19 protein-coding genes are annotated in these 18991 nt (G+C 58.8%); 11 read left to right on the top strand and 8 right to left on the bottom strand.

Annotated elements, in window-relative coordinates; translation table 11 throughout:
• Nucleotides 1-138: 138 nt before the first annotated feature.
• Nucleotides 139-831: a Crp/Fnr family transcriptional regulator gene (locus ACR0FB_RS03565; RefSeq protein WP_171635915.1), complete on the bottom strand. Its 693-nt coding sequence runs from the start codon at nucleotides 829-831 to the stop codon at nucleotides 139-141.
• A 187-nt stretch (nucleotides 832-1018) separates the two neighbouring features.
• On the opposite strand from ACR0FB_RS03565, the gene hemA reads away from it, so the two are divergent.
• Entirely contained in the window at nucleotides 1019-2242 is a 1224-nt protein-coding gene (hemA, locus tag ACR0FB_RS03560) for a 5-aminolevulinate synthase (protein WP_480620055.1), read from the top strand.
• A gap of 53 nt (nucleotides 2243-2295) precedes the next feature.
• Here the strand turns inward: hemA and ACR0FB_RS03555 are convergent, their stop codons facing one another.
• From ACR0FB_RS03555 to ACR0FB_RS03530, 6 genes are read right to left on the bottom strand one after another with little or no spacing between them, the layout of a single operon-like run.
• Nucleotides 2296-2583 carry a cytochrome C oxidase subunit IV family protein gene (locus ACR0FB_RS03555; protein ID WP_480620053.1) on the bottom strand — a complete coding sequence of 96 codons (288 nt, stop codon included), beginning with the start codon at nucleotides 2581-2583 and terminating at the stop codon, nucleotides 2296-2298.
• 4 nt (nucleotides 2584-2587) lie between these two features.
• Complete coding sequence (locus ACR0FB_RS03550) at nucleotides 2588-3136, bottom strand: cytochrome c oxidase subunit 3 (RefSeq protein WP_480491317.1); 549 nt, start codon at nucleotides 3134-3136, stop codon at nucleotides 2588-2590.
• On the bottom strand, nucleotides 3133-5055 hold the full coding sequence (locus ACR0FB_RS03545; RefSeq protein ID WP_480620051.1) for a nitric oxide reductase activation protein NorD: 1923 nt from the start codon (nucleotides 5053-5055) through the stop codon (nucleotides 3133-3135). The genes ACR0FB_RS03550 and ACR0FB_RS03545 overlap by 4 nt, the downstream gene beginning before the upstream one ends.
• An 8-nt stretch (nucleotides 5056-5063) precedes the next feature.
• Complete coding sequence (locus ACR0FB_RS03540; RefSeq protein ID WP_371732252.1) at nucleotides 5064-5873, bottom strand: CbbQ/NirQ/NorQ/GpvN family protein; 810 nt, start codon at nucleotides 5871-5873, stop codon at nucleotides 5064-5066.
• Between the two features lie 5 nt (nucleotides 5874-5878).
• Entirely contained in the window at nucleotides 5879-7246 is a 1368-nt protein-coding gene (locus ACR0FB_RS03535) for a cbb3-type cytochrome c oxidase subunit I (protein ID WP_152460361.1), read from the bottom strand.
• A gap of 16 nt (nucleotides 7247-7262) precedes the next feature.
• Entirely contained in the window at nucleotides 7263-7712 is a 450-nt protein-coding gene (locus ACR0FB_RS03530; RefSeq protein WP_152460362.1) for a c-type cytochrome, read from the bottom strand.
• Between the two features lie 267 nt (nucleotides 7713-7979).
• Between ACR0FB_RS03530 and ACR0FB_RS03525 the strand changes: the two genes are divergently transcribed.
• Nucleotides 7980-9092: a Hint domain-containing protein gene (locus ACR0FB_RS03525; protein ID WP_253285008.1), complete on the top strand. Its 1113-nt coding sequence runs from the start codon at nucleotides 7980-7982 to the stop codon at nucleotides 9090-9092.
• Nucleotides 9093-9110: 18 nt separating this feature from the next.
• On the opposite strand, the gene ACR0FB_RS03520 is transcribed toward ACR0FB_RS03525, so the two are convergent.
• Entirely contained in the window at nucleotides 9111-10307 is a 1197-nt protein-coding gene (locus ACR0FB_RS03520) for an NnrS family protein (RefSeq protein WP_209834035.1), read from the bottom strand.
• 245 nt (nucleotides 10308-10552) lie between these two features.
• Between ACR0FB_RS03520 and ACR0FB_RS03515 the strand changes: the two genes are divergently transcribed.
• The 9 genes from ACR0FB_RS03515 to ahbB (ACR0FB_RS03475) all read left to right on the top strand — a co-directional run bounded on the left by ACR0FB_RS03515 (nucleotide 10553) and on the right by ahbB (ACR0FB_RS03475) (nucleotide 18991).
• On the top strand, nucleotides 10553-12229 hold the full coding sequence (locus ACR0FB_RS03515) for a cytochrome D1 domain-containing protein (RefSeq protein WP_171635900.1): 1677 nt from the start codon (nucleotides 10553-10555) through the stop codon (nucleotides 12227-12229).
• Nucleotides 12230-12353: 124 nt separating this feature from the next.
• Nucleotides 12354-14138, top strand: coding sequence for a NapC/NirT family cytochrome c (locus tag ACR0FB_RS03510; RefSeq protein WP_480620049.1), 1785 nt, complete (start codon nucleotides 12354-12356; stop codon nucleotides 14136-14138).
• Nucleotides 14139-14193: 55 nt separating this feature from the next.
• Complete coding sequence (locus ACR0FB_RS03505; protein ID WP_171635896.1) at nucleotides 14194-14595, top strand: cupredoxin domain-containing protein; 402 nt, start codon at nucleotides 14194-14196, stop codon at nucleotides 14593-14595.
• 198 nt (nucleotides 14596-14793) lie between these two features.
• Nucleotides 14794-15555 carry a uroporphyrinogen-III C-methyltransferase gene (gene cobA, locus ACR0FB_RS03500; protein ID WP_171228836.1) on the top strand — a complete coding sequence of 254 codons (762 nt, stop codon included), beginning with the start codon at nucleotides 14794-14796 and terminating at the stop codon, nucleotides 15553-15555.
• The gene (locus ACR0FB_RS03495; RefSeq protein ID WP_171723690.1) at nucleotides 15548-15931 is read left to right on the top strand and encodes a c-type cytochrome; all 384 of its coding nucleotides are present in this window, start codon (nucleotides 15548-15550) and stop codon (nucleotides 15929-15931) included. Before cobA ends, ACR0FB_RS03495 begins: the two co-directional genes overlap by 8 nt.
• Nucleotides 15928-17073, top strand: coding sequence for a cytochrome D1 domain-containing protein (locus ACR0FB_RS03490; protein WP_209834039.1), 1146 nt, complete (start codon nucleotides 15928-15930; stop codon nucleotides 17071-17073). Before ACR0FB_RS03495 ends, ACR0FB_RS03490 begins: the two co-directional genes overlap by 4 nt.
• Before the next feature lie 3 nt (nucleotides 17074-17076).
• Complete coding sequence (gene ahbB, locus ACR0FB_RS03485; protein ID WP_171635890.1) at nucleotides 17077-18066, top strand: siroheme decarboxylase subunit beta; 990 nt, start codon at nucleotides 17077-17079, stop codon at nucleotides 18064-18066.
• On the top strand, nucleotides 18063-18512 hold the full coding sequence (locus tag ACR0FB_RS03480; RefSeq protein WP_171635888.1) for an Lrp/AsnC family transcriptional regulator: 450 nt from the start codon (nucleotides 18063-18065) through the stop codon (nucleotides 18510-18512). Before ahbB (ACR0FB_RS03485) ends, ACR0FB_RS03480 begins: the two co-directional genes overlap by 4 nt.
• Nucleotides 18509-18991, top strand: coding sequence for a siroheme decarboxylase subunit beta (gene ahbB / locus ACR0FB_RS03475; RefSeq protein ID WP_171723688.1), 483 nt, complete (start codon nucleotides 18509-18511; stop codon nucleotides 18989-18991). The genes ACR0FB_RS03480 and ahbB (ACR0FB_RS03475) overlap by 4 nt, the downstream gene beginning before the upstream one ends.

Genomic DNA, 18991 nt, shown 5'->3' with positions numbered 1-18991 from the left:
TGAGGTTTTGGAAAGCGTGGAAGACAGCCGGTCACGCGCAAAAGCGTCCGACTGGAGCCCCCGTTGAAGCGGGCCAGTTTCGGATCACGGGCTTTCCGTGAATTTGCAACGTCAAAGGGTCCGGTCGACGGTGATCAATCACCTCTCGCTGGTGTCGCTTTCGGCGTAGTTGCGCAAATCGTCCATGTCGGCGATATCCGCGTGGTTCCTGTTGATCTTGACGCCAATGGGTTTCAACCGCGAAAACGCGCGGCTCAGGCTTTCGGGCTTCATCCCCAGACGTCCGGCGATCAGCATCTTGTCGTAAGGCAGTTCCACCTCGCAGCGACCGGACTCGCGATCGCACAGGTTCAACAGAAACTCTGCAACGCGTTGCGCCCCGGTTTGCGCCTTCAATTGCTCCAGCTGCGCCACCAGAGCATGCAGATGCGTGAACGTCGCAGCCAGAATTGAAACGCCGATTTCCGGGTCTTCCTTCATCAGGGACAGCAACACCGGGCTGGGAATATGCATCACTTCACAGGCTGAGACGGCTTCGGCGGACACGGGATACGGCACGTTGCGCAGCGCAACGGCCTCACCGAAGCTTTCTCCGCGGGTGAAAACGCTCACCACCGCTTCTGCCCCGGTCGGAGAGATACGGAACAGCTTGACCCAACCCGCCAGCACGACGTGCACGGCCTTGGCTTCTTCCTCTTGCAGAAAGATCGTCTCGCCACGGTCATATTGCCGCCAAATCGCTTGCCGCAGCAATGTATCCACATGCTGATCCGGCAAGCTGCGCAGAAGCAGAGACTGCCGCGCAATCGCCTTTTGTGCCTCGTGTGACATGAAGGCACTCCCTTCTTCATCCAGTCCGGGCGATGGCCCGGGATATCATCCCCAATGCCCTGCTATGCCAAAGCCGGCGTGGCAGTGCCAGCCTTTTTCTTGAAGATCAACTTGACAATTGTCATGTCACGGGGCCCGTCGCTGTCCTAGGTTCGGTTCACAGCCAGTTATCCGGGGAGCATGTCAGATGGATTTCGAGCGATTTTTCAGCCAGAGCCTCGACGCTTTGAAAGATGAAGGGAACTATCGGGTTTTCATCGACTTGCAGCGACGTTGCGGAGCCTTCCCGAACGCTCGCCAGACCGATGGTTCGATCCAGCGGGATGTGCGTATCTGGTGCTCGAATGACTACCTTGGAATGGGGCAACACCCTGCGGTCATCAACGCCATGCACGATGCGCTGGAGCGTTGTGGCGCCGGTGCGGGCGGAACGCGCAACATTTCGGGCACGACGCATGACCACGTTCTGCTTGAGGCAGAATTGGCAGATCTCCATGGCAAAGAGGCCGCTTTGCTGTTCACCTCGGGCTATGTATCAAACTGGGCCGCTCTGGGAACGCTGGCTGCGAAGATCCCCGGTCTGATCGTTTTCTCTGATGCGCTGAACCATGCCTCGATGATCGAAGGCATCCGCCACTCACGGGCGCAGAAGGTGATATGGAAACATAACGACCTTGCGGATCTGGAGACCAAACTGGCCGCCGCCGACCCCGACGCGCCCAAGATGATCGCCTTTGAATCCGTCTATTCCATGGATGGTGATATCGCGCCGATCAAGGAAATCTGCGACCTGGCCGAGAAATACGGCGCGATGACCTATCTGGACGAAGTTCACGCCGTCGGCCTCTATGGCCCGCGCGGTGGTGGCATTGCCGAGCGTGAGGGCCTGATGGATCGCCTGACCGTGATCGAAGGCACGCTGGGCAAGGCCTTCGGCGTGGTTGGCGGCTACATCGCAGCCTCCGCAGCGCTGTGCGATTTCGTTCGCAGTTTTGCCAGCGGCTTCATCTTCACCACGGCCCTGCCGCCTTCGATCGCGGCCGGTGCTGCCGCATCTATCCGGCATCTGAAACAGTCAAGCGCCGAGCGTGATCTGCAAAAAGCCCGTGTGGATCAGGTGCGCGCCCGTCTGGATGCGGAAGGGATACCGCATCTGCCGAACCCCAGCCATATCATCCCGGTGATGGTGGGCGACCCGCTGAAGTGCAAGTTCATCTCGGATACGCTTCTTGAAGAATTCGGCATCTATATCCAGCCGATCAACTATCCCACTGTCCCCAAAGGCACCGAACGTTTGCGGATCACGCCGTCCCCGGTCCACACAGATGAGGACATCGATCATCTGGTCGGTGCTTTGTCAGCGCTCTGGCAGCGTTGTCAGATCGCGCGGATCCCACAGGCCGCTCAGTAATCAGACCCCCCTTTGCTTGACTTATGCCGCCTCTCGGGGCGGCATTTTTTGCCTCAGATCAGGTAGAGCGCAAAGATCACTACTGAAAATCCCGTCAACACCATGGTGAACCCACGCAGCCAGCTTTGGCTGTTCTCCAAATCCAGATAGTGTTTCAGGATCACGCGAGCCTTGATCAGCGCCAACAACAGGATACCGCCAGCAATGATCGCGGTCGGTGCCCCAATCAAGGTCAGCAGCGCGGATCCCACGCTGAGTGCCAAAAGCCCAAGCCACGCCTGGGTCAGAGAGTTCGGCGACCTCTGACGTGAACTGTTCGTCAAAGATGAAGGTTGGGGCATCCGACTATCCCAGCAGATAGATCACTGGAAACAGCATGATCCAGACCAGGTCCACCATGTGCCAGAACTGCGCGCCCGCTTCGACGTTACTGGGGTCGTCGCGCCAGGACACCAGCAACAGAATTCCAACCCCGGCGAGGACATGCGCGGCATGAAAGCCGGTCAGCATATAGTAGAACAGAAAGAATGGATGCGTTTCGTATCCTATCCCCTGAGACGCCTTGTCGGCGTATTCCGTACCCTTGATGATCAGGAACACGACACCCAGAAGCGCGGCAAAGATCAACGCCAAACGGGCCCGCAAACGTTGCATGCTCCGCCGCCAATGCAACGCCTGTGCGGCCAGATAGCCGGATGTCACCAATACCGCCGTGTTCAAGGCCGCACCCGTGCGATGCAGATGCGACTGCGCCTCGGCAAAGCCCGCCGGATCGGTCAGACGTACCCCCATGAAGGCGATCATCCCCGCGCCAAAGACCAGCAGTTCCGAAATGATCAGAACCCACATCAGGAACTCGCCCGGCAGTTCGTCGATCAGAGGGGCATCACTCATCCGCCGACCAACTGGCGATAGATCTGCGGCAGGGCCATGGTCAGGCGATGCGGATCTGGAATGACGGCGAAACCGCCCTGCCCGAACATGCGCGGAAACCAGCTTTTGCCGGTTTTATCGATGGTAACGCCGAACACCGACTGTCCGGCCCGGCGCGCCTCGCGTATGGCCATGCAGGTATCTTCGATGCCGTGGCGCCCCTCGTAGTGATCCAGGTCGTTTGGCTTTCCGTCGGTAATGACCAGCAGCAATCGGCGCTTGCGGGACTGGCTGGCCAGATCTGCTGAACAGTGTCGGATTGCCGCGCCCAACCTTGTATAATGTCCGGGGCGCAGCGACGCGATGCGCTGTTCAACTTTGGTTCCCATCGGTTCGTCAAACCGTTTGCAACGCTGCACATAGACGCGCTGACGCTTGAGGGAGCTGAACGCATGAATGGCGAAATCGTCACCGCAAGCATTCAGGCCCCAGGCCAAGGCCGCCAGCGCCTCGCGTTCGATATCGATCACGGCGCGGCCTGTGACCGCGCTTTCGGTGGATCGGCTGACATCCAGAAGGATTGACACCGCCAGATCGCGGGCCTCGGGGCGGGATTGCATCCAGACGCGTTCCGTCCCTTCACCATTTGCGCAGCGGTCAACCTGCGCCCGAACGGCGGCTTCCATATCCAGCTGGTCCCCGTCCAGATGGCCCCGGGTCATCACGCGCCCCGGGCGCAGTGCCTCGAATTGGCGCTTGACGGCACGAATGCGCCGCGCAGTGGCCGGATCCTTGCCGAACTCGGCAGCATCGTCGCGGATATCGGCATCCGAAAGCAGAACGTTCACATGATCCGGCAGGTATTGACCCGTCCGCACGTCCCATTCGGGATATAGAATACGGCCTGACAGGCGTTCGCGGTTGACGTCTTCGGGCGCCAGATCAAGGTGAAGCTTCAACCTGGTAGGCGGCGCCTTTGAGATCTGACCAAGACCGATCTCTTCCTGATCGTCAGCCGCCTTCTTGGCGTTGTCGGGATCGTCGTCATCGATGCGGCGGTTGATATTCAGAAACTCGGCCCAACTGAGGATGGCTTCGAACTTGTGCAGAATGAAACTGTCGCTGCGCTCGGCCTGATCCGATTTGCGGCGCCGGGCACGGTGTGTCTTTTCGCCAGATTCCTCTGGCGGGCCTTCGGTATCGGGGTTTTCAACCTCGTTGTGTTCCGAGAACCCAACTGCGCGCAACTCCGGCCACAGGGGAACCGGGCGCAACGGCTGATAGCCGCGCGGGGCGATCAGGTCGTCGTCAAGTGCCAGAAGGTGCTCGGCCTGACCCGACAGGGGCTTGGGATCGCCCAGCATATGACGGATCAGTTCTTCGACCGCGGCCTCGGCAGGCGGCAGGCTGGGGATGTCGCGCTGATACAGCACACCCTTGCACAGCTCGGTATACAGCGGACGCAAGCCTGGCGCATCGTCCAGAGTCGCCTCGACCATATGCCGGGCGGCGATCAAGGCACGCAGGTCGGCACGCAGAGGATCTTCTTCGTCAATTCGGGTTCCGGCATGGGCCGCGGCGGCGGCCAACCAGACATAGAGCGCGCCGTTTGCCTCGCGCGCGGGGAATACTGCCAGACGGTCGGGCAGACGCAAAATCTCTCCGTCGAACGAGGCGCGCGGCATCAATTCCACTTCGGTTGCAAGTTTGCGGCGCCAACTCAGGCGGTGGCGCGAAACCTCGGGTGAGACCGGGCGCAATTCAACGCCCGGACTACCCCCAAGCCCCCGAAAGAGGACTGCCAGCCGCCCCGCGACCTCGGAAAGGTCGACCGCGGCTCCAACATGCACCTGGGGTGCATCGAGGCGGCTGGCAAGGGTGTGCCACAGTTTCCCGATGGTTTCTTCGGGTTCCCATGGCTCAAAGTCGATCCTGACCATCGCCGGCCTCACCCAAAGACGGCGGTGACAAGATCGAGGAGCCCGCGTTTGATATCCTCGTCATCGGTCAGAGGTTCGATCATGGCGGCAAGGATGGCGCGGTCGGTGGACATGCCCTGCGCGATCAGCGTCGCAGCATAGACGACCAGCCGGGTGGACACGCCTTCCTCGAGGTCCTGACCCTTGAGCCCGCGCAGCTTGCCCGCCAACCGCACCAGCGGCTTACAGCGTTCCAGCGGCAGGCCGCTTTCCTGCGCGACCACTTCGGCTTCCATCTGAGGCGAGGGAAAGTCGAACTCCAACGAGATGAACCGTTGGCGGGTCGAAGGTTTCAGGGTTTTCAAGATGTTCTGATAGCCGGGGTTGTAGGACGCCACCAGCATGAAACCGGGCGCGGCCTCAAGCTCTTCCCCGGTGCGGTCGATCGGCAGGATGCGCCGATCGTCGGTCAGCGGGTGCAGCACCACGGTCACGTCCTTGCGGGCCTCGACCACCTCGTCGAGATAGCAGATCGCACCTTCGCGCACCGCGCGGGTCAGGGGGCCATCGACCCAGACGGTTTCGCCGCCCTTCAGCAGATAGCGCCCGATCAGGTCGGCGGCAGCGAGATCGTCGTGGCAGGCCACTGTATAAAGCGGGCGGCCAAGCTTCGCGGCCATATGGGCGACAAACCGGGTCTTGCCGCAACCCGTCGGGCCTTTCAGCAGAACCGGCAGGTCGTTTTTGTAAGCGGCGTTGAAGACGTCGCACTCATCGCCCTGGGGCAGGTAGAAGGGGGCGTTTGCCGCCCCCTCTTTCAGGTTCATGGAGCCATCCATATCCATCACTCCGCAGGGGTTTCAGCCGCGCCGGGTTCGATGACCTCTTTGCGGGGAACCCAGATCGAATAGATGAACAGCAGCGCCCCGAGGACAACGACCAGACCAGAGCCAAGACGCATCCAGTAGAAGATCGCGATCTGGTCCTGTACGTCCATGAAGTAGTCTCCGACCACGCGCTGCATATGTGTCTGCACGGTGCCGCCGAAGGTCAACACGAAGGTCATGAAGACCATGCCGCTGGTCATCAGCCAGAACGAGCCCATGTTCAGAACCTGATTGTAGGGATCACGGTTCTTCAGGATCGGCATCGCATAGCTGAAGATCGCCAGGTTGAGGCAGACATAGGCGCCGTAGAAGGCCAGGTGACCGTGGGCTGCGGTGATCTGCGTGCCGTGGGTATAGTAGTTCACCCCGTGCAGCGTGTGCAGGAAGCCCCAGACACCGGCACCGAAGAACGCAAGCGTAGCACAGCCCAGCGACCACAGCAGCGCGGCCTTGTTGGGGTGGTCACGACGGCCTTTCCAGACCATGACGAAGGCAAAGGCCATCATCGCAAAGAACGGGATCACCTCGAGGCTCGAGAAGATCGAACCGATCCACTGCCAGTATGCAGGCGTACCGATCCAGTAATAGTGGTGACCTGTGCCAAGGATGCCCGAGAACAGCGCGGCGGCGACGATGACGTATAGCCATTTTTCGACTACCTCACGGTCCACACCGGTCAGCTTGAGCATCAGATAGGCCAGGATCGAGGCCATGATAAGTTCCCACACACCTTCGACCCACAGGTGGACGACATACCACCAGTATTGCTTGTCCAGCGACAGGTTGCCCGGGTTGTAGAAGGCGAACAGGAACAGCAGCGCCAGACCCCAAAGGCCCAGAAGCAGGATGTTGGTAATGGCTGTCTTCTTGCCTTTCAGAACGGTCATCGACACGTTGTAAAGGAAGATCAATGCAGCCACGACGATACCGGCCTTGACCCATTTGGGCTGTTCCAGGAACTCACGCCCTTCTTTGCCCAGCAGCCAGTTGCCTTCGAACAGGTTGAAGACATAGGTGACGACCACGCCCAATGTACCGACAACAAGGATGATCAGTTGCAGATAGGCCAGCTTGGGCGAGTGGATCTCGCGCTCGGCTTCTTCCGGGATCAGGAAGTAGGCCGCGCCAAAGAAACCCAGGATCAGCCAGACGATCAGAGAGTTGGTGTGCAGCATCCGCACGATGTTGAACGGCAGAAGCTCACTCAGGAAATTGGGGAATACATAGATGAAACCGGCCAGAAGGCCGCCGATCACCTGTATCGCGAACAACGCCATGGCTACCGCAAAGTAGGCATAGGCGATTTTTTGGGATTCGTATTTCATTGTTTCGTTCCCTTTCTCAGCCTGCCTCGTTGGGCGGCCAGCCCTGCGCGTCGATGTTGTCCGTCCAGATCAGGAAGTTGGTCAGGTCACGGAGTTCTTCGTCGCTGAGGTTGAAATTGGGCATTTGCCGACGACCGGGAATGCCGGTCGGTTGTGCTTCCATCCAGCCCTTGAGGGATTCAAAGGCTGATTCCGGGTCGTCCAGCACGCCCCAGCGGGTCATCACGTTGCCGACTTCCGGAGCAAAGTAAGCCCCTTCACCCAGAATCGAATGACAGTTTACACACGCGTGTTTTTCCCAGACATGCTTGCCCCGGACCACACTGTCATCCAGCTTTGCGGCATTTTCGGAATTGACGATATACCAGTGGGAATGGGCCGAAAGGGCCAGAAAGATAAGAATGAAGAACAGTGACCCGCCATAAAAAATATTGCGGGCCATGCTCTTTGTCATGACGTCTCGCATTGCGCTCTCCTTTGCGCAGATTAGCTAGTGTCAGCAACATGACGGGCGGGACGCGGCAGTGCCTTAACGAAAGTCAAGACTTCTCAAGTATGCTCTGGAACGAGGTCAGATGCCTGACAAACAGCAAGAACCACGAAAAAGCCTGGGGTTCGCCTTGATATCTTAACCAATCGTGAGGAATGTCGCGTCGACATTTTAGTATGGCAGAGCTATCCAAGCGCTTGAGAGAACAAGTGTAAATTCCGCGTCAAAGAGTGATGGGTTAAAATGGCAAACTATTCCTATATCGGTTATACGCCCGGCGTAATCACGGTGAATACGATTGGGCCGGATACGGTTACATTGGATGTCAATTTTGATCCTGACACGGATCGTCGTTTGTTCAGCGTGACAGACGCAGCCGGTGGATTTATTCAAAACGGCGGCGGACCACCCATTGTCGATACTGGCGATGTTTTCAACGGTGACCGCTTCGACAACGAAGACGGCGATGATCTGACGCAGACCGGCACCATCACCACCCTTGATGGCTCGACCACCTTTCTTAGTGGCCCAATTTACCTGGAAGAATCCTATATTCTGTCCAAACCAGGCGGGGGTACGATTACAGTTTATCGTGTGGAAGTTGCCGGAACTTTGGGTGGTTACATAACCTCTGAACCCCTTGTGCCCGGCACGACATACTCGATGAACATCGTGAATGTTACGCCGACCAATGCTCCTGACACAACAGATCCGACTACTATCATTGACGTGCCGTGCTTCGTAGCCGGAACATTGATAATGACTCCAAAAGGTCCGAGGACTATCGAGGATTTGAAGGTGGGTAACGCGGTCGTCACCGCGGACAACGGACTGCAACACATACGCTGGATCGGCACGCGGCATCTGGACCAAGCAGCGCTTCGCGCCCGTCCCAGGCTGAAGCCCATCCGGATCCAAGCCGGTTCACTGGGTGATCACTTGCCCCAGCGTGATCTTTTCGTGTCACCGCAACACCGTATGCTGGTCCGGTCGCCGATTGCCGTCAGAATGTTCGACGCCGAAGAGGTTCTTGTTCCTGCTCACATTCTTGTCGGCGTGCCCGGCATTTCAATCGCTGATGACACCTGTGCTGTGACCTATGTCCATCTTTTGTTCGACCGTCACGAAATCATCTATGCGGAAGGCGCACCCTCCGAAAGCCTGCTTACCGGCGCGCAGGCCTTGTCCAGTGTTCACCCGGACGCACGGGCGGAAATTCTTGAATTGTTCCCCGAATTGGATCAGTGCAATTACGTTCCGCTGGCCGCACGACGGATACCGGAAAAAGGGAAACGCGCTCGTGCCTTGGTCCATCGTCATATCAAGAATGAGCGGCCTCTGATTGCTAAACGATAAGCGCCGCCCGAACAGACTTCAGGACTGTTGCACGGCGCGGGGGCCGGTCAGGGCAGGCCACATGGCAAACAGATACAGCCCCATTGCTGCGATCCAAAATCCATCCGCAGTCAGCATCGCCGTCATGTACCCTCCTGTCATGTCGGATCCCAGCCAACGCACAAGCGCTGCAACCGCCATCAAGCCATAGGCAATCGCCATGGGCTTTGGCGCGACAAGGGGGCGGCCGCTGTGGCCCAAGGCGGCGCGGCTCATTACGGCAAGGGTCATGCCGCCAACGCAACCAATGCCCAGAACGTGGAGCGCGCCGATCTCATTTCCCATCCCGATGGCAGCCAACCCCCAGAGAATCAGACCCAGCGCCAGCATCCCGAGACCCAGATGCAGCGCGATCAGGATCGGTTGACGCAAGGCCCAGCCTGTTCTCCAACGCGCCATGCGCATCAGTTGAACACTGCCCATCACCAAAGCAACGGCCCCCGCAACAGGCCCGACATCAAGTGCAAGCACAAGCAGGGGCAGCAACAGCGCCAGAATCATCGTCGCCCTGTCCAGCCTGGCCACGGATACCGGCCACGATGCTTCGGGTTGACCCGCTCTTTTCATGGCATTGCGTGTAAAAGCCGGCGTAATCCGGCCACCCAGGATCGCGATCATCGAACACAAGGTCAAAAGCCCGGCCCGAATGCCGGTGTTCAGCGTATCCACCGTGACCCCCATCCATTCCAAATGAACCATAACGTTCGAGGCCAACATCAGAACCAGAAGATACAGAAACACCATATTCTGGGGCTTTGGCCGACGAACCAGTTGGCTGGCAATCTTCAGCGCCAGAATGGGAACAAAGCTTAGGTCCACAACAGCGACGAACAAGGGTGGCAACACTCCGGAAAACCAGACCGCCAGACGCCCGGCCATCCAGATCAATGCGACAAGCGTAATAAAACGGGCCCGCGCCTCGGGCGCACCGGTCCAGTTCGGCACGGCGGTCAGAAAAAACCCCCCCAAGGCGGCCGTTGCATACCCGAAAATCATCTCATGCGCGTGCCACATCACCGGGGGCATCGCGTAACTCTGTTCCATGTAGGGCATCAGCCCGTCGAGCGACGCCAACCATACGCCCCACGCGACCCCTGCAAACATACCGTAAAGACCCGCCGAAAGAAAAAAGACCCGGAACCCTTCACTGAAAACACGCGCGATTACAGCTGTCATGCCTGCTCTCCATAGCTTTTTCCGCCGTTGAACAATGTGTAGTGCCCACAAGACCCGGCGCCCTTAACCAAAATCAAGACCGGGCTTAAACATGTGTGAAAAACACAAGTTTTATTGGGGGTTTTGATCCGTATTTTCTGTCCAAAGTGCCTGGTCTGCGCCCTTCCCGTTGACTTTGGTCAAGGATGACATCCACGTGATGTTTCACTCTCGACACCGCCTCACCACGCATATGGAGAGTGATCATGTCACTTGGAATCAGCTACAACAAACCCGGCCGCGCCTTCGGGGTCGGATTGGCAATGTTGTTGGGCAGCGTCGCTGCTCCGACTTTCGCCGAAGAGCCAACTTTGAGCGAAGAAGCCTTTGAATCGTCTAAACAGCTCTATTTCGAACAATGCGCAGGCTGCCACGGCGTCTTGCGCAAAGGTGCCACGGGTAAAAACCTGGAACCGCATTGGAAAAAGACCGCAGCCGACGGCACAGTAACAGAAGGCGGCACCCTCCAACTGGGGCAGGAACGTCTTGAAAAGATTATCGCCTGGGGTACCGAAGGCGGCATGAACAACTTCTCGGACATCATGACCGAGCAGGAAATCAAGGATATGGCGACCTACATCATGATGGAGCCGCCAAAACCACCTGAAATGTCGCTGGAACAGATGATGGCGACGCGTAAGGTCTATGTCGAAGAAGAGGACTATCCGACCGAGCCGCTGCACGGCCGCAACTGGGAAAACTTCTTTGTCGTCATCGAACGTGACGTCGGCAAGGTGGCCGTGATCGACGGCGACACCAAAGAAGTGCTGACGCACATCCCCACCGGTTATGCAGTGCACGTTCTGAAAGCATCCGAGCACCACTCGCTGGAAGAGCCTGAACAGCCTGGCCGGTTCTGGTACACCATGGGTCGCGACGGCAAGATGACCAAGATCGACCTTTGGCAGACGCCGGACAAGATGTTGGTATCCGAAGTTAAGATTGCATATGACGCCCGTGACGTCGCCGTTTCCGGCGATGGTAAATACGTCATCGGTGGTGGCTACTGGCCGCCGCACTTTGCAATCGTTGATGCCCAGACCATGGAACCGGTCAAGGTCGTATCGACCCGCGGCGTGAACGTTGACGGCGAGTATGTGGAAGAAGCCCGGGTGGCTGCCATCTACACCACTCCGAACGAACCCACCTGGATCGTTGCAGTGAAAGAACTGGGACAGCTGTGGCAGGTCGATTATACCGATCTGGACAACCTGCGGATCGACAAGATCGACAGCGCCAAGTTCCTGCATGACGGGTTCTTTGACCCGACAGGCCGTTACTTCCAGATCGCCGCAAACGCGTCGAACAAGATGGTGGTGGTCGATACCGAAACCCACAAGCTTGAGGCGATGATCGACACAGCCGCGTTGCCGCACCCCGGTCCCGGCGCCAACTGGGTCGACCCGAACTGCGGTCCTGTCGCTGGTACAACCCACCTTGGCGTTGGCACCGTGACTGTCTGGGGGAACGATCCGGAAAACCGCCCGGATGATGCCTGGAAGATCTGCTACGAAGTGGAAACCGACGGCCCCGGCCTGTTTGTCCGCACCCACCCGAATTCGGACTACATCTGGGCTGACCAGACCAAGCACCCGGAGCCTGAGATTCAGCAATCTGTGCAGGTCATCTCGAAAGAGACCGGTGAGATCGTGAAAACCATCCAGATCACCGAAGACGAAGGCAGCGCCGCTGTTCACTTCGAATTCAACGCGGATGGCACCGAGGTCTGGGTCTCTAAGTGGAACCTGTCAGACTCGAAGGAACCCAACGGTCAGATCGTGATCTTCGACGCGAAGACGCTGGAAGAAATCGGTCGGATTGAGGGGCTTTACGCCCCGACCGGCAAGTTCAACGTCTACAACCGGTCGAACCACGTCACCTGACGAGGTCAGGACGACTACAGGAAAGGGCGGGCCCCTCGCCCGCCCTTTCCTTGTTTGAGTCATCAGCCAAACTCACCGGCCTGCCACCAAGGGCCAGACAATACAGCCAAAACGGAGCCCGGATATGACCTCCGAACCGGAAAAGAAAAAACCGATCTGGCGCCGGTATTTCCTATGGGGAATGCCTGTGGCCGGTATCGCCGGGGCCTTTGCCGCCGGCATCATCTTCTGGGGCGGGTTCAACACCGCAATGGAAGCCACAAACACCAAGGAATTCTGTATCTCATGTCACGAGATGCGAGATTTTGTTTACGAAGAATACACCGGCACGATCCATGACGTGAACCGGTCGGGCGTGGGGGCTGTCTGTTCCGACTGCCACGTGCCCAAAGACTGGACCCATAAGATGATCCGTAAGATCAAGGCGTCCAAAGAGCTGTATGGCAAGATGGTCGGTACCATCAACACCCGTGAAAAGTTCGAGGCCAAACGTGTACATCTGGCCATGAACGAATGGGAGCGGATGAAGGCCACAGACTCGCGCGAATGCCGCAACTGTCACGATTTCGAATCGATGATGCCCGAATTCCAGAAACCACGCGCCCGTCAGCAGCACCTCAATGCGATGACTGTAGGACAAACCTGTATCGACTGCCACAAGGGGATTGCACACTCGGATGCACGCGACCGGGCGGACGAAGAGTATCTGGAAAAGCTTGAAGCACCGAACCCGGACTTCATCCGGCCCATCCCTCCGGAATATCTGGCCAGTCTCGAAAAGATCGAAGCCAAAGAGGCCGCTGAAGCAGAAGCAGAAAAAGCCGCCAAAAAGGCTCAGCAAGAGGCCGTTCAAGCCCAGATCGCAGCGGCTGTTGACGCTGCTTTAGAGGAAGAACGCGCAAAAACCTCCGGTGAAGACGCCGCGGCGCCCTCTGGCGGAGCAAGCGACGTTGGGTCCAACATCGACTGGAACGCAGTGGCCGCGGCGGATCTGAAACTCTTCTACCCTGGTCAGGCCTCGTTTGAATGGGTCCAGAATGGCAAGTTCCATGGTGGCGCGCGCCCCCTGACCAAAGGCGGGGATCAGTGCACCACCTGTCACGCCAAGGAACTGGACACCATCGGCAACAAGATCGTTGCGGGTGGAGATCTTGAGCCAACCCCGATTCCGGGCAAACGCGGTGTCATCGACGCAACCGTTCAGGCGGCGCATGACGACGAAAACCTGTACATTCGCCTGCAATGGCCGGACGCGGGTCACAACCCTGCCCCGTTCGTCGATGGCGGCAAGATGGACCCGGACAACCAGATCAAGGTTGCCATGATGATTACCGGCACTGGTATCGAGCTTGGCGATCAGGTGGGATGCTGGGCTTCGTGCCACGCCGACAACACCTATATGCCTTTTGCGCCCGAAGCGGATGCGATCGCCGCCAATGCGGATGTTACCGGTCGCCTCAATGCCACGGACACCGTTACCAAGTACATCAGCGAAAGCCGCACGGATGTTGAGATCAAAGGTCGCCGCGGCAAGGCCCTGGGGGGCTGGGACAAGCTGAAGGCCGAGGAACAGATCGAGCAGTATCTGGCCGACGGCACCTATCTTGACCTGATGCGTGTCTACGCCGACGGAAGCGCCACCAATGGCTATCTGTTGGAGCAGCGCGTGGTCAATGATGGTGAAATCGCCGCATCGGCCGAACTGTCCGGTGGCATGTGGACCGTGGTGTTTACACGCCCCCTGAATTCGGGCGCGCCCGGTGATGTGCCATTGGAGGCGGGCAAAACCTATACCGTTGGCTTTGCCATCCACGACGATTTTACCGCCGCACGGTTCCACCACGTGACGCTGAATACCAGCCTGGCGCTGGATGATGACAGCGCGTTCATCAACGTAGTCAAACAATGACGGATCGGGGCCGGGTAAACCGGCCCCGGCCACTTTTGGAAAGGAGACATGGACCATGAAACCCCTTCGCCTTCTTCCCGCGCTGCTGCTTCTGGCCGCGCCCGCCTGGGCGGACGAAACCGCCGAAATCTGTGCCGAGGCCGAAGAGCGCTATGTCGAGTTGTTCGGTCAGCCTTCGTCGGCCGTCGAAGACGCCGAAGTGGTGCTGATGTACAAATACAATTTTTGCCCATCCGAATTGACGGTGAAGGCAGGCACAACTGTCCGATGGGTGAACGTCGACAAACGCACCAGCCATTCCGTTCTGTTGAAGGATGGCAGCCAACCTGAAAGTGATCGGCTGTTCCCCGAGGAATCGGTTGAACTGACCTTTCTCACGCCCGGCCCACAGGACTATCTGTGCGGCCCGCATTGGGAGACACAGAACATGATCGGAATGATCACCGTCGAACCCTGAAACAAGGCACAATACAGGCAAGATGAAGGAGCGCGGGCGCAAATCCCGCGCTCCTTAACTTATGTCAAGGAGGTTGGTTTTCGATTGGGCCAATCTTCCCCCATGACACGCCCGGCCTACCCAGCAACGTCTTGCAAACGCAGCGGATCTGCATGGGATACCGGGTCTCGAAGACTTTCAGACCAAGCGAGTTTGCACATGAGCGGTAAGGTTTTTCTGATTGGCGCAGGCCCCGGCGACCCCGAGCTGATGACCCTGCGCGCACTGCGGATGCTGCAAGAAGCGGATGTCGTGGTTTATGACCGGCTGGTGTCCGCCGACATTCTGAACTTGCACGCGGAAGGCGCCCGGCTGATCCCTGTCGGCAAGGCCCCCAAATGCCACACCGTTCCGCAGGACCGCATCAACGAAATACTGCTTGAAGAAGCCAGCGCAGGTCACACGGTTGCCCGGCTGAAAGGCGGCGACCCCATGATCTTTGGTCGCGGCTCGGAAGAGGCTGCCTATCTGATGGCCCGCGGTGTCGCTGTCGAATACGCACCGGGCATCACGGCAGCCCAGGGGGCGTCTTGTTCGACGGGTGTGCCGCTGACCCATCGCGGGCTGGCGACTTCGGTTCAATATGTCACCGGGCATCGGCAGGCCGACAAAGTACTGGATCTTGACTGGAAACGTCTTGCCGATCCGGACTCGACACTGGTGGTCTACATGGGCGTCGCCAATATCGGTCAGATCGCCATGGGGTTGATGACCGAAAACCTGCCGGGCTCGACGCCGGTTCTGGCGGTGGGCAAGGCCACGACACCTGATGAGCGTCGTCTTGTGTCACGGCTTGACCAGCTGGCCACGGATGTTCGCGCGGCCGACCTGAAGGCGCCGACGCTGTTTATCATTGGCAAGGTGGTTTCGCTTTATGCCGAACGGCCTGTGGCCGAGCTTCTGGAACAGGCCCATGGCTAAGCTGGGAAGACGAGATCAGGGGATTGTCCAAACATGCACCGACAGATCGCCGGGGCGCTCGGGGTGGGCGGCGCGAACCTGTCTGACCATTGCCGTTCTGGCCGCGACCTCTGCTTTCGCGGCGGATGTCATCGATCCCGATACCCTGAAAAGACTTGTGCATCAGGATTGCGGTTCCTGTCACGGCCTGTCCTTGAAAGGCGGTCTTGGTCCCGATCTGCGCAGTGAGACACTTGAACATTACGACGCGGATGTTTTGACCAGCGTCATCCTTGACGGCATCCCCGACACCGCGATGCCCCCATGGCGGCCCCTGATCAGTGAAGAAGAGGCCGAATGGATCGCCCGTTACCTGCTGGAACAGGAGGCACAATGAAACATTTCATTCTTGGCCTTGCAGCCACATTGATGATCACCACAGCGCAGGCTGAACCGACCGCGACAGGCGACCTTGGTCTGGTCATCGAACGCGCCAAGGGCTCGGTGCTTCTTGTGGATCAATCCGACCGTGCAGCTCTGGCCCGGATCGAGGGATTGGGTGATCTGTCGCATGCGTCTTTGGTCTATTCGCCTGATGAACGGTTTGCCTATGTGTTTGGCCGCGACGGCGGGCTGACCAAGATCGACATCGTGACCCGCCAGATCGTGAACCGCGTCGTGCAGGCCGGCAACGCCATCGGCGGGGCGATTTCGGACGATGGCAAGCTTGTGGCCGTGTCGAATTACGAACCCGGCGGCGTGCGTGTGTTTAATGCGGACACGCTTGAGATGGTCGCTGACATCCCGACCGACAGCAAAACCATCGGCCTGGTCGATGCGCCGGGTCGGCGGTTCGTTTTCACGATGTGGGACACTGGGGAAACCTGGATTGCCGATTTCGCAAAAGGCACACCAGAGATCACCAAGATCCCAGACATGGGCAAGAACCCCTATGACGCGCTGATCACTGCCAATGGCCGCACCTATATCACCGGTCTGTTTGGCGAGGACGGCCTGACCGCGCTGGATCTGTGGGCCGAAACACCCGAACCGATCCGGGTTCTTCCCGATTACGGGCGTGGTCAGGAAGAAATGCCGGTCTACAAGATGCCTCATCTGGAAGGCTGGGCGCTGACGGGCCGAGAGTTCGTTTTGCCCGCTGTCGGCCATCACGAGGTTCTGTGGATCGACGCCGACACTCTGACCGAAACGGGACGGACCAAAACCCACGGGCAACCGGTCTTTGCCATGGCCCGCCCCGATGGACGGCAGGTCTGGGTGAATTTCGCCCACCCGCTGAATGACACTATTCAGGTGATCGACAGTGTCAGCAAACAGATCATCCACGAATTCAAGCCCGGCCCCGCAGTCTTGCACATGGAGTTCACGCCGCGCGGGCATGAAGTCTGGATCAGCGTGCGCGACGCCAACAAGGTCATGGTCTACGACACGCACAGTTTTGAAAAACTGCGCGAGATCGACGCCGACAGCCCGTCTGGCATCTTCTTCACCGCCCGTGCGCACAGAACGGGGCTGTAAACGATGCGACATATCACGGACCCGATCGACCGTCGCCTGCTGGACGAATTTCAGCGCGACTTCCCGATCACCGAGAGACCGTTCCAGATGCTGGGTAACGCACTCGGGCTGGACGAAGCAGAAGTCATTCATCGCTTGTCCCGGATGCGCGCCACGGGCCGTATTACACGGGTTGGCGCCACCATCACACCCGGCGCGGTGACGGCCAGCACCCTGGCTGCCGTGGCGGCTCCGGAAGATCGGTTGGAGGAGGTTGCCGCCCTGATCGATGCCGAACCCGGCGTGAATCACAATTATCAACGCGAAGACGCGTGGAACCTGTGGTTTGTTGCGACCGGACCGGACCGCACGCATGTCAACGATACTCTGGCGCGGATCAGTCGATCCACCGGATTGCAGGTGCTGGACCTGCGGCTGGTACGCCCTTTCAACGTGGATCTTGGTTTTCGCATGACTGGCGGAGTCAAAAACGTACCTACGGCGCGAAAGGTCGATGCATCCGTCATGCGCGAGGGCGATCGCTGCCTGCTACAGTCTCTGAGTTCCGGGCTGTCTTTGGTCTCAGAACCCTATGCCGCTCTGGCTCGTTCGCTGAAACGGGATGTGACCGACGTGATGGAGCGGGTCGAAGCCCTGCATGCCGCCGGAATAATCTCGCGACTCGGCGTCATTGTGCGTCACCGGGCGCTTGGCTGGTCGGCCAATGCGATGGTGGTCTGGGACCTGCCGGCAGAACAGATTGAAACCGCCGGTCCGGCTTTGGCCGCCTTCCCGGGGGTGACCCTGTGTTATGAGCGTAATCCGGTTCCCGATGTCTGGCCATATCGCCTGTATTCCATGATCCACGCCCGTACACGCAATGAGGCTTTGGATGTTCTGGCGGGTGCGATTGCATTGCCCGAATTGGCCGGCGCACGGAACAAGGTCCTGTTCTCAACCCGCTGTTTCAAACAGACCGGCGCGCTGATTCAGGCAAAGGAGGTCGCCGCATGACGCTGGACCAAACGGATCGAGCGATCCTGAATCGTATGCAAGAGGATCTGCCGCTTACTTCGCGCCCTTACGCAACCGTCGCCACAGAGCTTGGCCTGTCCGAGGCGGAATTGCTGTCGCGTCTGAGCCGCATGAAAAATGACCGCGTCATCACGCGGTTCGGTCCGTTTTTTGACGCCGCGGCCATGGGTGGGGCTTTCTGCCTTTGCGCAATGGCCGTTCCAGACGAAGAATTCGAAACCGTCCTGACCAAAGTCAATGCACATCCCGAGGTGGCACATAATTATGAACGCACGCATCGGCTGAACATGTGGTTCGTGCTGGCCACCGAAACGCCCGAGGGGATCGAGGCCACCGCCGATGCCATCGAACGGGAAACGGGGATCCGTGTTCTCCGTTTCCCCAAACTTCAGGAATTTTTCATCGGCTTCCGGGTGGCGGCATGATCGACGCAACAGACAGACAGATTATCGAGTCGCTCCAGGGTGGACTGCCCTTGGTGGTCGCGCCCTATGCGCAGGTCGCTGCCGATCTGGGCCTGAGCGAGGCCACCCTGCTGGACCGGCTGGCCGCGCTGAAGGCGCGCGGGGTGATCCGACGGATCGCGGCAGCCCCCAACCATTACAAGCTGGGCATGACGTCGAACGGCATGACCGTCTGGGACGTGCAGGATGACCTGATCACCGAACTGGGCGCTCATATCGGGGCACTGCCTTTCGTCACCCATTGCTATGAACGGCCCCGCGCCCTGCCCGACTGGCCCTACAACCTGTTCGCCATGGTCCACGGCAGCTCGCGCGATGAGGTCGAAGATAAACGCGGCCAGATTGCCGCGATTCTGGGATCGGCCTGCTGCGGCAGCGACATCCTCTATTCCACGCGCATCCTGAAAAAGACCGGGCTGCGCCTGAAACAGAAAGGCTGA

This window comes from Ruegeria sp. P10 (assembly GCF_056534925.1).
The sequence above is the reverse complement of the archived record's forward strand: the minus strand, read 5'-3'. Positions and strand labels throughout refer to the sequence as shown.

Coding starts and splice junctions, on each gene's coding strand:
- ACR0FB_RS03535 (WP_152460361.1), bottom strand. CDS start 7,246: ATGAAATACGAATCCCAAAAAATCGCCTATGCCTACTTTGCGGTAGCC.
- ACR0FB_RS03490 (WP_209834039.1), top strand. CDS start 15,928: ATGAAACATTTCATTCTTGGCCTTGCAGCCACATTGATGATCACCACA.
- ACR0FB_RS03520 (WP_209834035.1), bottom strand. CDS start 10,307: ATGACAGCTGTAATCGCGCGTGTTTTCAGTGAAGGGTTCCGGGTCTTT.
- ACR0FB_RS03550 (WP_480491317.1), bottom strand. CDS start 3,136: ATGAGTGATGCCCCTCTGATCGACGAACTGCCGGGCGAGTTCCTGATG.
- cobA (WP_171228836.1), top strand. CDS start 14,794: ATGAGCGGTAAGGTTTTTCTGATTGGCGCAGGCCCCGGCGACCCCGAG.
- ACR0FB_RS03525 (WP_253285008.1), top strand. CDS start 7,980: ATGGCAAACTATTCCTATATCGGTTATACGCCCGGCGTAATCACGGTG.
- hemA (WP_480620055.1), top strand. CDS start 1,019: ATGGATTTCGAGCGATTTTTCAGCCAGAGCCTCGACGCTTTGAAAGAT.
- ACR0FB_RS03510 (WP_480620049.1), top strand. CDS start 12,354: ATGACCTCCGAACCGGAAAAGAAAAAACCGATCTGGCGCCGGTATTTC.
- ACR0FB_RS03515 (WP_171635900.1), top strand. CDS start 10,553: ATGTCACTTGGAATCAGCTACAACAAACCCGGCCGCGCCTTCGGGGTC.
- ahbB (WP_171723688.1), top strand. CDS start 18,509: ATGATCGACGCAACAGACAGACAGATTATCGAGTCGCTCCAGGGTGGA.
- ACR0FB_RS03495 (WP_171723690.1), top strand. CDS start 15,548: ATGGCTAAGCTGGGAAGACGAGATCAGGGGATTGTCCAAACATGCACC.
- ACR0FB_RS03540 (WP_371732252.1), bottom strand. CDS start 5,873: ATGGATGGCTCCATGAACCTGAAAGAGGGGGCGGCAAACGCCCCCTTC.
- ACR0FB_RS03545 (WP_480620051.1), bottom strand. CDS start 5,055: ATGGTCAGGATCGACTTTGAGCCATGGGAACCCGAAGAAACCATCGGG.
- ahbB (WP_171635890.1), top strand. CDS start 17,077: ATGCGACATATCACGGACCCGATCGACCGTCGCCTGCTGGACGAATTT.
- ACR0FB_RS03480 (WP_171635888.1), top strand. CDS start 18,063: ATGACGCTGGACCAAACGGATCGAGCGATCCTGAATCGTATGCAAGAG.
- ACR0FB_RS03555 (WP_480620053.1), bottom strand. CDS start 2,583: ATGCCCCAACCTTCATCTTTGACGAACAGTTCACGTCAGAGGTCGCCG.
- ACR0FB_RS03530 (WP_152460362.1), bottom strand. CDS start 7,712: ATGCGAGACGTCATGACAAAGAGCATGGCCCGCAATATTTTTTATGGC.
- ACR0FB_RS03565 (WP_171635915.1), bottom strand. CDS start 831: ATGTCACACGAGGCACAAAAGGCGATTGCGCGGCAGTCTCTGCTTCTG.
- ACR0FB_RS03505 (WP_171635896.1), top strand. CDS start 14,194: ATGAAACCCCTTCGCCTTCTTCCCGCGCTGCTGCTTCTGGCCGCGCCC.